Source organism: Neorhizobium sp. DAR64862/K0K3, assembly GCF_050500185.1.
Classification (GTDB): domain Bacteria; phylum Pseudomonadota; class Alphaproteobacteria; order Rhizobiales; family Rhizobiaceae; genus Neorhizobium; species Neorhizobium soli.
In genome coordinates this window covers 1,066,243-1,080,000 of record NZ_CP191450.1, presented here as the reverse complement: position 1 = coordinate 1,080,000, position 13,758 = coordinate 1,066,243, and the positions used below count along the sequence as shown (strand labels likewise).

Annotated in this window: 11 protein-coding genes, 1 tRNA gene and 2 rRNA genes (1 of these 14 only partly in view); 9 read left to right on the top strand and 5 right to left on the bottom strand. The window is 59.7% G+C overall.

Going from position 1 to position 13,758, the window contains the following annotated elements:
• The 3 genes from ACQY1L_RS21830 to ACQY1L_RS21820 all read left to right on the top strand — a co-directional run.
• Positions 1-2,743: ribosomal RNA gene (locus ACQY1L_RS21830) — 23S ribosomal RNA — on the top strand (it extends 222 nt beyond the left edge of the window).
• Between the two features lie 254 nt (positions 2,744-2,997).
• Positions 2,998-3,112, top strand: a 5S ribosomal RNA gene (gene rrf / locus ACQY1L_RS21825).
• Positions 3,113-3,373: 261 nt separating this feature from the next.
• Positions 3,374-3,450 (top strand) — tRNA-Met (locus ACQY1L_RS21820).
• On the opposite strand, the gene ACQY1L_RS21815 is transcribed toward ACQY1L_RS21820, so the two are convergent.
• Genes ACQY1L_RS21815 through ACQY1L_RS21805 form a run of 3 tightly spaced genes read right to left on the bottom strand, consistent with a single transcriptional unit; the run spans position 3,407 to position 5,815 of the window.
• Positions 3,407-5,104 carry a recombinase family protein gene (locus ACQY1L_RS21815; protein ID WP_430246023.1) on the bottom strand — a complete coding sequence of 566 codons (1,698 nt, stop codon included), beginning with the start codon at positions 5,102-5,104 and terminating at the stop codon, positions 3,407-3,409. The two genes, ACQY1L_RS21820 and ACQY1L_RS21815, sit on opposite strands and share 44 nt — an antisense overlap.
• 17 nt (positions 5,105-5,121) lie before the next feature.
• The gene (locus tag ACQY1L_RS21810) at positions 5,122-5,502 is read right to left on the bottom strand and encodes a helix-turn-helix domain-containing protein (protein WP_156586972.1); all 381 of its coding nucleotides are present in this window, start codon (positions 5,500-5,502) and stop codon (positions 5,122-5,124) included.
• On the bottom strand, positions 5,492-5,815 hold the full coding sequence (locus tag ACQY1L_RS21805; protein ID WP_430244465.1) for a type II toxin-antitoxin system HigB family toxin: 324 nt from the start codon (positions 5,813-5,815) through the stop codon (positions 5,492-5,494). The genes ACQY1L_RS21810 and ACQY1L_RS21805 overlap by 11 nt, the downstream gene beginning before the upstream one ends.
• 876 nt (positions 5,816-6,691) lie before the next feature.
• Between ACQY1L_RS21805 and ACQY1L_RS21800 the strand changes: the two genes are divergently transcribed.
• Positions 6,692-8,734: a ParB/RepB/Spo0J family partition protein gene (locus ACQY1L_RS21800; RefSeq protein ID WP_430244463.1), complete on the top strand. Its 2,043-nt coding sequence runs from the start codon at positions 6,692-6,694 to the stop codon at positions 8,732-8,734.
• A 145-nt stretch (positions 8,735-8,879) separates the two neighbouring features.
• The gene (locus ACQY1L_RS21795) at positions 8,880-9,296 is read left to right on the top strand and encodes a hypothetical protein (protein WP_156586966.1); all 417 of its coding nucleotides are present in this window, start codon (positions 8,880-8,882) and stop codon (positions 9,294-9,296) included.
• Between the two features lie 34 nt (positions 9,297-9,330).
• Here the strand turns inward: ACQY1L_RS21795 and ACQY1L_RS21790 are convergent, their stop codons facing one another.
• Together ACQY1L_RS21790 and ACQY1L_RS21785 are read right to left on the bottom strand one after the other, a co-directional pair.
• On the bottom strand, positions 9,331-10,218 hold the full coding sequence (locus ACQY1L_RS21790) for a hypothetical protein (protein ID WP_156586965.1): 888 nt from the start codon (positions 10,216-10,218) through the stop codon (positions 9,331-9,333).
• A gap of 677 nt (positions 10,219-10,895) precedes the next feature.
• Positions 10,896-11,102: a hypothetical protein gene (locus ACQY1L_RS21785; RefSeq protein ID WP_430244461.1), complete on the bottom strand. Its 207-nt coding sequence runs from the start codon at positions 11,100-11,102 to the stop codon at positions 10,896-10,898.
• On the opposite strand from ACQY1L_RS21785, the gene ACQY1L_RS21780 reads away from it, so the two are divergent.
• The 4 genes from ACQY1L_RS21780 (at position 11,092) to ACQY1L_RS21765 (ending at position 13,744) form a co-directional block, all read left to right on the top strand.
• Positions 11,092-11,415 (top strand): DUF736 domain-containing protein, encoded by a 324-nt coding sequence (locus ACQY1L_RS21780; RefSeq protein WP_156586963.1) that lies wholly within the window; start codon positions 11,092-11,094, stop codon positions 11,413-11,415. The genes ACQY1L_RS21785 and ACQY1L_RS21780 overlap by 11 nt on opposite strands.
• Before the next feature lie 386 nt (positions 11,416-11,801).
• Positions 11,802-12,644, top strand: coding sequence for a DUF932 domain-containing protein (locus tag ACQY1L_RS21775; RefSeq protein ID WP_156586961.1), 843 nt, complete (start codon positions 11,802-11,804; stop codon positions 12,642-12,644).
• 307 nt (positions 12,645-12,951) lie between these two features.
• A complete protein-coding gene (locus ACQY1L_RS21770) occupies positions 12,952-13,206 on the top strand; it encodes a transcriptional regulator domain-containing protein (RefSeq protein WP_430244459.1) in 255 nt (84 codons plus the stop codon).
• Between the two features lie 46 nt (positions 13,207-13,252).
• A complete protein-coding gene (locus ACQY1L_RS21765) occupies positions 13,253-13,744 on the top strand; it encodes a DUF2285 domain-containing protein (protein WP_430244457.1) in 492 nt (163 codons plus the stop codon).
• Positions 13,745-13,758: the final 14 nt, after the last annotated feature.

The following is a 13,758-nucleotide window of genomic DNA, read 5'->3' as shown; positions in this document are numbered from 1 at the left end:
CCAACAGTTTGGCGCGCCGTCCGCAGCGCAGCGACCGCAAGGTCGCGACAGCGTGAGGACAGAACAGACCCGGCAATACCGGGTTCGAGGGTTCAGCAGAAGAGGTTTCTAGATATCGCTAATAAGGTATCTACACCTGAATACATAGGGTGTAAGAAGCGAACTCAGGGAACTGAAACATCTAAGTACCTGAAGGAAAGGACATCAACCGAGACTCCGTAAGTAGTGGCGAGCGAACGCGGACCAGGCCAGTGGCAATGTTGAATAAAGCTGAACAGGTTGGAAAGCCTGGCTAGAGTGGGTGATAGCCCCGTAAGCGTAGAACAGACATTGTCCTTGAGTAGGGCGGGACACGTGAAATCCTGTCTGAACATGGGGAGACCACTCTCCAAGCCTAAGTACTCGTGCATGACCGATAGCGAACAAGTACCGTGAGGGAAAGGTGAAAAGCACCCCGACAAGGGGAGTGAAATAGAACCTGAAACCGGATGCCTACAAGCAGTCGGAGGGCGCTCTTTTTAGTAAGGGGCCTGACGGCGTACCTTTTGTATAATGGGTCAACGACTTAGTGTATCTAGCAAGCTTAAGCCGGTAGGTGTAGGCGCAGCGAAAGCGAGTCTGAATAGGGCGATTTAGTTAGATGCATTAGACCCGAAACCGAGTGATCTAGCCATGAGCAGGCTGAAGGTTGGGTAACACCAACTGGAGGGCCGAACCCGCATCTGTTGCAATAGATTGGGATGACTTGTGGCTAGGGGTGAAAGGCCAATCAAACTCGGAGATAGCTGGTTCTCCGCGAAATCTATTTAGGTAGAGCGTCGACCGAATACCCTCGGGGGTAGAGCACTGGATGGGCTATGGGGACTCACCGTCTTACTGATCCTAACCAAACTCCGAATACCGAGGAGTACTAGTCGGCAGACACACGGCGGGTGCTAACGTCCGTCGTGAAGAGGGCAACAACCCTGACCTCCAGCTAAGGTCCCCAAGTCATGGCTAAGTGGGAAAGGATGTGAGGATCCCAAAACAACCAGGATGTTGGCTTAGAAGCAGCCATCATTTAAAGAAAGCGTAACAGCTCACTGGTCTAAATAAGGGTCTTTGCGCCGAAAATGTAACGGGGCTAAAGCCATGCACCGAAGCTGAGGATATGCACGCAAGTGTATGTGGTAGCGGAGCGTTCCGTAAGTCTGTGAAGGAGGACCCGTGAGGGCCTCTGGAGATATCGGAAGTGCGAATGTTGACATGAGTAACGATAAAGGGGGTGAGAGACCCCCTCGCCGAAAGACCAAGGGTTCCTGCTTAAAGTTAATCTGAGCAGGGTTAGCCGGCCCCTAAGGCGAGGCAGAAATGCGTAGTCGATGGGAACCACGTTAATATTCGTGGGCCTGGTGGTAGTGACGGATCGCGTAAGTTGTACCTCCTTATTGGATTGGATGTGCAGCGGGGCGGTTCCAGGAAATAGCTCCACCGTATAGACCGTACCCGAAACCGACACAGGTGGTCAGGTAGAGCATACCAAGGCGCTTGAGAGAACTATGTTGAAGGAACTCGGCAAATTGCACGCGTAACTTCGGAAGAAGCGTGACCCCTTTTTACGCAAGTGGAAAGGGGTGGCACAGACCAGGGGGTAGCGACTGTTTATCAAAAACACAGGGCTCTGCGAAGTCGAAAGACGACGTATAGGGCCTGACGCCTGCCCGGTGCTGGAAGGTTAAAGGGAGAGGTGCAAGCTTTGAACTGAAGCCCCAGTAAACGGCGGCCGTAACTATAACGGTCCTAAGGTAGCGAAATTCCTTGTCGGGTAAGTTCCGACCTGCACGAATGGCGTAACGACTTCCCCGCTGTCTCCAACATAGACTCAGTGAAATTGAATTCCCCGTGAAGATGCGGGGTTCCTGCGGTTAGACGGAAAGACCCCGTGCACCTTTACTATAGCTTTACACTGGCATTCGTGTCGGCATGTGTAGGATAGGTGGTAGGCTTTGAAGCGGGGACGCCAGTTCTCGTGGAGCCATCCTTGAAATACCACCCTTATCGTCATGGATGTCTAACCGCGGTCCGTTATCCGGATCCGGGACAGTGTATGGTGGGTAGTTTGACTGGGGCGGTCGCCTCCGAAAGAGTAACGGAGGCGCGCGATGGTGGGCTCAGACCGGTCGGAAATCGGTCGTCGAGTGCAATGGCATAAGCCCGCCTGACTGCGAGACTGACAAGTCGAGCAGAGACGAAAGTCGGTCATAGTGATCCGGTGGTCCCGCGTGGAAGGGCCATCGCTCAACGGATAAAAGGTACGCCGGGGATAACAGGCTGATGACCCCCAAGAGTCCATATCGACGGGGTTGTTTGGCACCTCGATGTCGGCTCATCGCATCCTGGGGCTGGAGCAGGTCCCAAGGGTTTGGCTGTTCGCCAATTAAAGCGGTACGTGAGCTGGGTTCAGAACGTCGTGAGACAGTTCGGTCCCTATCTGCCGTGGGTGTAGGAATATTGACAGGATCTGTCCCTAGTACGAGAGGACCGGGATGGACATATCTCTGGTGGACCTGTTGTCGTGCCAACGGCATAGCAGGGTAGCTATATATGGAAGGGATAACCGCTGAAGGCATCTAAGCGGGAAACCCACCTGAAAACGAGTATTCCCTATCAGGGCCGTGGAAGACGACCACGTTGATAGGAGGCGTGTGGACGTGCAGTAATGCATGAAGCTTAGCCTTACTAATAGCCCGATTGGCTTCATCGTTCTCATTGACTATGCTCATCAAGGTGCTGCGCACCTCGATGATGACATCTGTTTTGTCCTGACGCGTGAAAAACGCTCCGGACGGGCCGTGACACTGGTCACGACGGCCTCTGGCCTTGCGGAGCTGCGCTCCGACAAACCAGACGGCAAACAAGACGTGTTCAACTAAGACAAATGGGGGTTCGCCTCCGCCAGCTTCTCGACATAACGTTGCAATGGTCGCCCATTGCCACGCATACATTGCCCTTAATCGACCTGGTGGTCATTGCGGGGTGGCTGCACCCGTTCCCTTTCCGAACACGGCCGTGAAACACCCCTGCGCCAATGGTACTCCGTCTTAAGACGCGGGAGAGTAGGTCGCTGCCAGGTCTATTAAAGGCAATGCCATCCATAAGGATGGAACAAACAATCTTCTCATACACGAAAACAACCGGCCCCTGGCCAAACCAAGGGCCGCTCCCAAAGCGGCCTTTTGTCGTTGCCGGGGTTTAGAATTGCCGAAGGGACGTCTGGCTCGTAGTCGGTGCGTCCCTCACAGGAGACAAATCCTTCGCATTTGCTCCGGCACTACACGTAAACCGCAACGCGGTTTACGCAGACGCGAAATTTGGCAAAGCCAAATTCGCTTGGCGCGGGGTGGAGCAGCCCGGTAGCTCGTCAGGCTCATAACCTGAAGGCCGCAGGTTCAAATCCTGCCCCCGCAACCACTGAGACCGACAATCCCGTAGCCATTGCTGCGGGATTTTTTGTTTTTGCAACCTTTCCAACAGCTTGGCGCTCTATCCAGTTCAGGATAGTCCCCAATTCACCGTACAAAAGCGCGTCAATCTCGCCTCGCTGTGGGCCGGGACGTAGCACGATCTTCTCAATCAGGGTTCGTAGAACCTCCGCCGCCTCGGTCCGTTCCTCGGGCCAATTGAGCGCTTCCGTCAGTCGGGCGACCTTGCCGGAATAGACTGCCGAGGCGCTCGGCAACAGATCGGGCACATCCTGAGGCACATCGTCAAGGAGGCCAAGCAGTTCGGCCTTGCGCACCTCCAGCTTCTCCATTCTGTCCTTTAGCTTCTGAGGTGGCACGCCCGCAAGAATAGCATCGACCGCTTTGTCCAACTCCCGATCGGTCTTCTCGAGTTCCGCGTTCCATGCGTCGCGGCTGGACCTGCGCTCGCGATTAAGCCGGTTGGTTTCTGTTGCGTAAGCGTGCGTAGCCTCGGCTGCGATCTCCGGCGCCATCATCCGGTCCTTGAGACCAGCGAGCACACGCCGCTCCAACTCTTCGCGCGGTATCGTCCGGGTATTGGTGCAGGAACCGTTGCTGATATGGTTCGAGCACGCAAAGCGATCGGCACCACGCAGGGAGTAGGGGCCATCGCATATGCCGCAAAAGATCAAACCCGACAGCAACGACTTCGGCCGCCGCACTCCGTTCAAGCGGTTGGTTTGATGATGCGCTCGAACCGCTTCCGTGACATTGGCGTATTTGTCGGCAATGTCCGATTGGCGCTGCTTTACCGCCTGCCACAGAGCGTCATCGATAATACGCTGACCTGGCACCTCCGTGACGATCCACTCGGATTCTGGGTTCATCCGCGAGACGCGCTTGCCGGTGGAGGGGTCTTTGATATAGCGCTGGCGGTTCCAGATCAGCCGGCCGATATAAAGCTCATTATTGATGAGCCCGGTTCCACGTTTCACATGGCCGCGGATGGTCGTGTCGTTCCAGAGCTTGCCTTCAGGACCAACGATCCCCTCGCTATTCAACGCGCTGGCGATGGCACGCGGCCCGATCCCAGCTCCGAAATCACGGAAAACACGCCGAATAATCTCGGCCTCACGGGCATCGACCTCACGGTCACCGCGAATAGGGTCACCGCTGCCATCCAGCTTCTTTACGACCTTATAGCCATAGCAAAGACCACCGCCAGATTTGCCGCTCTCGACACGGCCGCGCAAGCCGCGATGCGTCTTGGCGGCGAGGTCCTTGAGGAAAAGCGCGTTCATCGTGCCCTTCAGGCCGATATGCAGTTCGGAGATCTCGCCCTCTGCCAGCGTTACGATCGGCACACCGGCGAACTTCAGGTGCTTGAACAACGTGGCAATGTCGGCCTGGTCACGGCTGATGCGGTCCAGTGCCTCCGCTAGCACGATGTCGAATTGCCCCGTTTGCGCGTCTTGAAGCAACATCTGAATGCCGGGCCGCAGGATCGTGCTCGAACCGGAGATGCCTGCATCCTTGTAGGTGGCGACGATTTGCCACTGTTCACGCTTTACCTCTTCGCGGCAGATGCGCAGCTGATCCTCAATCGAGGCGTCGCGCTGGTTGTCGGAAGAATAGCGGGCGTAAAGTGCAACGCGGATCATAGGACAGTTCCTTCCGCTCAGGCCGCCTTGTCGTGAAGAGAGGGGCGGATCAGCACTTCGGCCGAAATGCCAAGCTTTGCATGCAATTGCCGGATCATTTCGATCGACAGCCCACGCCGGCGGTTGAGAATCTCCGAGGTACGATTGCGCGTCCCGAAGATAGGTTCCAGATCCTTGCGGGTCATGCCCTCCTGCTCCATCCGAAACTTGATCGCCTCGATCGGATCGGGCGGGTCCATCGGATGGTACTTTGCCTCATAGACTTCGATAAGGGTTGCCAGAACATCGAGCCGGTCGCCCTCCGGCGTGCCGCTCTTTGCACCCCACAGGCGTTCAACTTCAGCAAGCGCCGCGTCGTGATCTGCTTCTGTGCGAATGGGCTTCAGGTCACCTATCATGCTTCACCTCCGTGACGTCGATCCTGTCATAGGCCTTGTGAGTACCGATCCATTTTATCCAGACGATGCTTTTCTCAAAGTCGACCGCCACCACCAGACGGTAATCGTTACCCTTGATATTGAAGACGATCCGTTCAGCACTGACGATGCTCGCCGTGGCGTAAAGCCTCTTTATATCTGCGGAACTTGCCCAGATCCCCTTGCCGACTTCATCGAACCAAGCGTCCAGCGCTGCCTTGACAGCCGGTTGATCCTTTTGGCCCGCGAGGCTATCGACAAATTCTCGCAAAGTGCGGCGAGCAATAATCCTCATGAAGACACCTTCTATCATGATCCCGATACGGGATCAATGACAATATGGAAACATCCCGAGAGAGGAAACCTCCATCGGGATACGAAGACGACCGGTATGTCACTAACGCCTATAGTTACTTTTCGGAAGGCATCACCGGCCCCCTGCGTTCGCTTGCCTGCTTACGGTCGAAGTCTTCGCGAGCCATCTGCCTCCCGATCAGTCGTGCGAGATGCATTACGGCATCGTTTGTAACAGCCAGTCGGTCGATCGCCGACCTCCCCTTGTCGGAGGGCGGGTACGTTTCGATCCTGATCCTGTCCCGCTTTGTCGTCATCGTCTCAAGGGTCCATGCCGGAAAGTCGGCGGAACCATCGAGACCTGAAAGCCAAAGCAAGAAAAGAGGCGCGGCGAAGGTGTGCGGTAATTTGGATGCTATGGCGTGGAAAAGGGATGGTTCAGGTGGGATGAGCTGCTCTTGGCGACAGGGAAATATAAGCTAAACGTCACGGACGCTTCTTGTTTGCAAGAATGCCGACTTGATGTCCAGAATGGTCTACGTTGTATGCGGTGATCAGGAATCAGGATTTCAGACTTTCCAGTTTGGCACATCCTGATCTGTTCTTCTCCCGGCTCGCGCCGGGTTGTCTGCTAAGGGCATCCGCCCTCGCGCCGGCAAGGGTGAAGCGCGGCAAGCCGCGCCGTCCGGGGTGGTCTCCCCAACCTTCCGCGCGGATACGTCTTTCAACAATTCCGTCACTACGGAAATCCGCTTGTGCAGGCCGGGTGATCCCCCTCCGCCCCGGCCGCCCTTGCCCTTGCTACCCCGGTCTCGCCGACGGGCAGGGTTGCAGCGCAGCGTTGCGCTTCAACCCAAGCCCATTAGGAGCAAAGACCATGACCACCATTGCCATCGAAACGACCGCCACACTCGCCGCCGAGAACGGCGCGGAGGTGTTCATCCCGCTCAACAAGCTCAAGAAGCACCCCAACAACGCCCGCAAGACCCCGCACAGCGAGGCGTCGATTGAGGCGAAGGCGGCGAGCATCCACGCCAAGGGCATCCTGCAGAACCTCGTGGTGGAGCCGGAGCTTGACGCCGAGGGAGGCGCGACCGGTTTCTACCTCGTCAGCATCGGTGAAGGCCGCAGGCTGGCGCAGTTGCTGCGCGTGAAGCGCAAGCAGATCAAGAAGACCGAGCCGATCCGCTGCGTCATCGACACCGTGAACGATGCCAGCGAAATCAGTCTGGACGAAAACGTCACCCGCGAAGACCTTTCGCCCGCTGATCAGTTCGAGCGCTTCCGCGAGCTTGCCGAAACGCGCGGCTGGGGCGCGGAGGAAATCGCCGCCCGGTTCGGCGTGAGCGCCCATGTTGTGCGCCAGCGAATGCGACTGGGTGCAGTCAGCCTCAAGCTGATGCAGGTTTATCGCGACGGAGATTTGACTTTGGAGCAGTTGATGGCCTTCGCCATCGTGGATGATCCGGCTCTCCAAGAGCAGGTCTATGAGAACCTGTCGTGGAACAAGGACCCTTCGACTATTCGCCGCGACCTGACCCGGATGCATATCGCGGCGACGGATCGGCGAGCGGTCTTCGTCGGCGCGGAAGCCTATACCGAAGCAGGCGGCGTGATCCTGCGCGACCTGTTCACCGAGGATCGCGGCGGCTTCTATGAAGATGCCGCGTTGCTGGACCGGCTTGTCATCGAGAAGCTGGACGGGATCGCGGAGAGCGTGAAGGTTGAGGAAGGCTGGAAGTGGGCGGGCGTCCATATCGACTACCCAGATGGCAACGGCCTGCGTCGCACCTATCCACATCCGGTGGATTTGTCGGAGGAAGACGAGGCGGCCTATGCCGCCGCGCAAGGAGAATACGATGCGCTGACCGAGCAGTATGACAGCGCCGACGAACTGCCCGATAACGTGGATCAGCGGTTCGAGGAGTTGGAAGCCGAGATCGAGCGCATCGACGCCATGCGCCACGCCTACGATGCCGACGAGATCGCGCGCGGCGGCGTGTTCGTCATTCTCTCCCATGACGGGGAAGCCCGCATCGAGCGCGGCTTCATCCGGGTCGAGGATGAGGTGCCAGAGCCGCAACCGGAAGAGGACGGTGGCGCTGTGGTCGATGGCGTTCGCGTCAACAGCGATGGCGAGATCATCGAGGATGGCGAGCGGGACGAGGACGGTAATCCGGCTTCCGCGCTCGAGACCGAGGATGAGGACGCCGGGGATGCGGGCAAGCCGCTATCGGACCTTCTTATCCGCGATCTGACCTCGCACCGGACGCTGGGCCTTCGCCTTGCGCTGGGCGAGCAGCCGGACATGGCGCTGATCGCCGTCACCCATGCGCTGGCGGCGCAGACCTTCTATCGCGGTGCGGACGCCGCTTGCCTCGAAATCCGCCCGACCAGCAGCTATCTCGCTTCTCACGCGGACGGCATCGAGGACACGGCGGCGGGTAAGGCGCTTGCGGATCGTCATATCGGATGGGCGGCAGATATGCCGCGTGATGTGGCGGACCTGTGGGGCTTCGTCGCCGGTCTGGACCATGCCAGCGTCATGGCGCTGTTCGCACACTGCGCTTCGCTTACCGTCAACGCGGTAAAGCAGCCTTGGGAGCGAAAGCCCCACGCCCATGCCACGGCCGACAAGCTGGCGACGGCGGTGGCCCTCGACATGACGGCGCACTGGACGCCGACCGTGCGCGCCTATCTGGGCCGCGTCACCAAGGCGCATATCCTCGACGCCGTGCGCGAAGCCGTCAGCGACGAGGCGGCGGAGCGGATCGCGGGCTTGAAGAAGACGGAAATGGCGGAGGCTGCCGAGCAGCTTCTGACCGGGACCGGCTGGCTTCCCGCCGTCATACGCACGTCGCGGCCCGCTTGGCTGGACCAGCCGCAGGCCGACGAAGCCTTCCAGATCGCCGCCGAGTGAGGATCGGGCCTGGATCGCACCAGCGGTCCCGGCCTTCCTTTCGTCCGACACCCGCAAAATGCCGGTCGCGCGGTGTTCACCGCGCGACCGGCTGACCTCGACTGTCCGATGACCGAAACCGCCATCGGCGCTATGGAGAACCGTCATGATCGCCGTGATGTTGATGAGCGTGGCCTTGATCGCGGGACTATGCGTCCTGGCCTATACGATCGCCGTCTATGCGCTTCCCTTCACGCTCGCCGTCGAAGCCGCGCGCTTTGCCTACGCCACCGGCTCCGGCCTGATCGGCGCGGGCCTTGTCGGCATCGTTGCCGGGGCCGCAACCTACGGCCTGCTGATGTTCGCCTTCGCCTCGCTGCGATCGCCGGTCCTGCGCCTGATCGTGGCGCTCGTCTTCGCCGCGCCCGCCGCCATGGCAGGTTATGCCCTTGTCCACGGCGTCACGCGCGAGGCCGTGCCGTCCGAGGTCTGGCGGCAACTCTTCTGCATCATCGGCGGCACCACCACCGGGCTGTCGGCGATGTGGAGTTTGGTGGAAGATTCAGTCGATCAGGACAGGTGACACGGCACACTGCCGAGTAGACTTGTGGACCAAATTACCGCTGCCAAGCCGGATTGTCGTAGATATCGGCATACTGAGGAACAGTCACAACCTCCATGCCCAGTCCCTCAAGGAACGGGCGTCGATGCTTCCGATCCGTCACATCAGTGTCCACAAACCACGTCTTCCTCGCCCAGTCGGGCCTCAGCTTGTGCAGGCGCGCGCGTTCCAGAAAAAGCCAGCGAAGGAAATTTTCGTCCTTGCCGAAACCAAAACCGATAAGAATTAAAGGACAAAAGAAGAGCACTTCAAGCCAAGTATCCGCCCCCAGCCAAGTGTTTTCGCTGATCTTAGCGTTGGCGCGCAGGCCGCTGCGGTTGTAGACCCAAGGGCGCGCTCGCTGCACAGAGCCCATGTAGTGGGTGAGACCAAGGCGAATGCTTGACTTGTAGCGCATCATGCCGTGCGCGTGCCAGATCGCGAAGCTGGACCGTGGATTGCCGATCTCCCGATCTGAGAAATAGCAATTCCAAGGGTAGTAGTGGGTGAAATGTTCGCCACGCCGGAAGAACCTCGCTTCCGCCGCCTTGGAAAGATTTTCGTCGAAGTTGACGGTGATAATCGGCACCCGGTGTCGCTGTGCCCAACCGACGATCTCCGCGTGGTGGTCAGCGGGTGTCCATTTGCCCATCAAGTTGCAGAACTCTTCCTGCAAATTGCTTCGATCCTCCTTTGGGCGAGCGAGATCAAGTATATCGAAGAACTCGGTGTTCGACATTTCAGCGGCATCGTTCTCGGTGAGCGTAAGCCCCTGCCTTCTGGCGAGATCAGCAAGAAGTTCGTCCCACGAAGAATTTGCATTGCCGTTGTGGCGATTAATGCCATTACCGATCAAAAGTGCCGGTCTCTCCTGATCCAGTATATTCTCTAAATAATTCGCCATCCCTCAATTCCGTCCGTCACCTGGCATCGTCCCGCCAACGAGCATAGCTGTCGCTCTACCAGAAATTAAGTCAAGGTCTGCTCTCTTGACGCTACTCAGAACCAGAATCGCCTTCCAGAGGCGGAAAATCCGGAGCGAGGCATGGGCGTTGCCCTCCAGGCCGCGCTTTCGGCTGCGCCGGAACCACGCCAAGGGCGGGTTTCCGCCATTCGGCTTCAATCGCTAACGCGAAGAGCGGCGGTGATGCCCTTCCAATGATGAAGCCCCGCTCGGGCGATCGAGCGCATGGAGATATACGCTCACCGCACCTGCGGCAGGACCATGAGCCCGTTATCTCCGTTCTCCACATCGACATTTTCGGCCGGGGAGTACGCGCGCAAATTTGGATCGCCGGTTAGTGAGAACGGTCACGCTGCTCCACCGGGTGATCGTCTCAGGCTTGCCAATGTCGGCGCTGAGAAGAAGGTGAAGATCGGGAAACCCGTGTCCGCCCATCGAGGATGGACGGGCCTTGCCATCGAAGGTCGGGCGTAAGGTTGACGCGAACGGATATTCACTGCCGTTGCAGGGTCCGGCGCGGAGGCCGACAGCCACCAGTGTCGTGTTCCTCTGTTTCCCTGACAGCCACGCCACGGCGTCCTCGAATGGATTGGGTCTGACCGAAGACCGGCTGCGCCTCACTCGTCTTCCCGCAACGCCCGCCGCCAGCTTTTTTCCGCCGCCTGCGGCTTTGCATCGCGAAACAAAAAAGCGGTCGTCGGCCGCCTTCCACTCCGTTTCACCCCCGGACGGGTGCGGGGCCGATCGTCCCCGGTCGCACGACCACCATCGAGGTCGCGATAGGCGCGGCCCGAAGGAAAAAGGAACACGGCAATGGCGACCATCGGCACCTTCACCAAGAACGACAACGGCTCGGCTGGCTTCACCGGCGCGGTCAAGACCATGACCCTCAACGTCAAGACTGTGAAATTCGTGCCCACCGAGGGCGAAAGTGAGCGCGGTCCCGACTTCCGCATCTTCGCAGGGGCCACGGAATTCGGAGCGGCCTGGAAGAAGACCGCCCGTGAGACGCAGCGCGAATATCTCTCCGTCAAGCTGGACGATCCGAGCTTCCCCGCGCCGATCTACGCCAGCCTGGTCGAGGGCGAGGACGGCGAAGGCCACAATCTCATCTGGTCGCGCCGCAGCGGCGACTGACACCGGACATCTCCAGAAGCCCCGCTCGCCCGAGCGGGGCTTCGTCATGGTCATGGCCGTCACCGCCTGTCAGAAATACGGCGATCAGGATGTGCGGATTTGAGGGTTTGCGACTTTGCACATCCCGATCAAAAATCCTGATGCCCGGCGCCCGCTGGCGCTCATGCCGGACGGATCTGGCTAGGGGTTCCACCCCCGCGCGGCGCAAGGGATCGCTGACGCTCGTCCGGGCCGGTGTCCCCGGCCTTCCTCCACGTCGTTCCGCCGTTCCGTGCAGGCCGGGTGATCCCGCTCCGGCCCGGCCGCCCTTGCACCTTGCTACCCCGGTCTCGGCGACGGCCAGGGTTGCAGCGCAGCGCTGCGCTCCAACCCCACGGAGACAGAAAATGTATCATCAACTCGCCACCCGGTTCGGCCGGAATTCTCACCAGATCAGCGGGCGCGAAGCCCTCGACAACGAAGCCCTCTACCGCCACGTCCCGTCCGTCTTCGCCCGTGAGGCGCATGACAGCCGGTCGGATCGGTATGTTTACGTCCCTACCATCGAGATCGTGGAGGGGCTGCGAAAGGAAGGATGGTTTCCGTTCTTCGCCGTGCAGTCGGTGCCGCGCGACGGCAGCCGTCACGGTCACGCCAAGCACATGCTGCGTCTGCGCCGGGATGACGGCATCGGCAAGCCGGAGGCGGCGGAAGTCATCATCGTCAATTCGCACGATGGGACGTCGGCCTATCAGATGTTCGCAGGCGTGCTACGCTTCGTCTGCACCAACAGCATGATTGCGGGCGAGCGGTTCGAGGAAGTCCGCGTTCCCCATAAGGGCGGCATTCAGGATCAGATTATCGAGGGCGTCTATACGGTCGCGGAGGATTTTCCGCGCCTGATCGACGCGACGGAGACGATGAAGGACACAAGGTTGTCTGAGGACGAACAGCGCGTGCTGGCGGAGGCGAGCCTTGTCGCCCGCTATGGCGAGGACGAAAGCCCCGTCCGCCCGGATCAGATCATCGCGCCGCGCCGCCGCGAGGATGTCGGGCAAAGCCTGTGGAGCACGTTCAACGTCATTCAGGAGAACATGATACGCGGCGGGCTGGACGGTCGCCGCACGAATGCCGAGGGCCGTATCCGTCGCAGCCAGACCCGCGCGATCAACGGCATCGACCAGAATGTCGGACTGAACCGCGCGCTGTGGACGCTGGCGGAAGGAATGCAGCGCCTGAAGCGCGGATGATCGTAAAGCCGTGCAGCCGGATTTGCGGTTGCACGGCTTTGCGTCTTTCCAGTTCAGCACATCTCAGATTTTCCGCCGATCCGTGGAGACGGATCGGCGGATACGGCCATGTCGATGACACGGCGGCCGCTCGCCGGGCTGCGCCCGGCTCGCCAAACCATCTTTGCAATGTTAAGTAATTCTTCACCAATATTGATCGGATTTTGCGATCTACATATCCGATAACAACAAGTTCAAAATACACCTCAAGTTGTGAACACTTCGTCTTTCCAGCGCCGACGGCGCGCGGGAAGAAAGAGGTGACGCCATGCCGAGTTCTGATTGGCGCGCGCCGGCCGCTTATGGACATGCTCAGAGCATTCCTGCCGCCGGCTTCGCTTGGGAATACCTCCGTCGCGACGACGAGTATCGCCGCGACTTCCATCGCATGAAACGGCAATCCCGTCACGACACCGAGGCGCAGACCGCGTTCTCCAACCGCTGGGGGTTGCGATTTCGCAGCGGACCCGGACCAGCCCGCCGATCGCGCCGCGCTCTTCTGGACGCCCGCGCTTCAGCCTGACGCCTTCGAGCTTCGCCCCTCGGGCGATCCGCTCGGTGACTTCGCCATGCCCATCGTGCTGCCGGGACTTCCCGGTCTCGCGGCACGAGCGGCCGTCGACAGAGCCTGGCACGGTCTCTGGCGCGGATCGGGCGGGGAGCACCGCTTCTGGCTCGCGAACGCTCCGCCCGAAGGTCCGACAGGCTTCGTCGTCATCCTGCCGCTCGACACCCTGTTCGAGCTGCGCGCCGAAGCGGCTTTGCGCTTCTGGCTGGCGCTGGCCGGACGCCCGCCCGGCGACTGGCGGCACGACCTTCCGTCGCAGACCCGCGACCGGCACATCCTGATCCTGCGCGCGCTCGACGCGAAGCTGGCCGGCGCCAGCTATCGCGTCATCGCCGAGGCGCTGCTCGGCTTTCACGGCCGGTCCAAGAACGATTGGGAAGTCAGCCCGTTGAAGAACCAAGTCCGCCGCCTCGTTGCGGACGGCCTGTTCTACATGCGCGGCGGCTATCGCGAGTTGCTCCACTATCCGGTCCGCGTGCCACGCCGCCGCTGAAGAGCGGCGTAGCC

Coding starts and splice junctions, on each gene's coding strand:
- ACQY1L_RS21815 (WP_430246023.1), bottom strand. CDS start 5,104: ATGATCCGCGTTGCACTTTACGCCCGCTATTCTTCCGACAACCAGCGC.
- ACQY1L_RS21810 (WP_156586972.1), bottom strand. CDS start 5,502: ATGATAGGTGACCTGAAGCCCATTCGCACAGAAGCAGATCACGACGCG.
- ACQY1L_RS21805 (WP_430244465.1), bottom strand. CDS start 5,815: ATGAGGATTATTGCTCGCCGCACTTTGCGAGAATTTGTCGATAGCCTC.
- ACQY1L_RS21800 (WP_430244463.1), top strand. CDS start 6,692: ATGACCACCATTGCCATCGAAACGACCGCCACACTCGCCGCCGAGAAC.
- ACQY1L_RS21795 (WP_156586966.1), top strand. CDS start 8,880: ATGATCGCCGTGATGTTGATGAGCGTGGCCTTGATCGCGGGACTATGC.
- ACQY1L_RS21790 (WP_156586965.1), bottom strand. CDS start 10,218: ATGGCGAATTATTTAGAGAATATACTGGATCAGGAGAGACCGGCACTT.
- ACQY1L_RS21780 (WP_156586963.1), top strand. CDS start 11,092: ATGGCGACCATCGGCACCTTCACCAAGAACGACAACGGCTCGGCTGGC.
- ACQY1L_RS21785 (WP_430244461.1), bottom strand. CDS start 11,102: ATGGTCGCCATTGCCGTGTTCCTTTTTCCTTCGGGCCGCGCCTATCGC.
- ACQY1L_RS21775 (WP_156586961.1), top strand. CDS start 11,802: ATGTATCATCAACTCGCCACCCGGTTCGGCCGGAATTCTCACCAGATC.
- ACQY1L_RS21770 (WP_430244459.1), top strand. CDS start 12,952: ATGCCGAGTTCTGATTGGCGCGCGCCGGCCGCTTATGGACATGCTCAG.
- ACQY1L_RS21765 (WP_430244457.1), top strand. CDS start 13,253: ATGCCCATCGTGCTGCCGGGACTTCCCGGTCTCGCGGCACGAGCGGCC.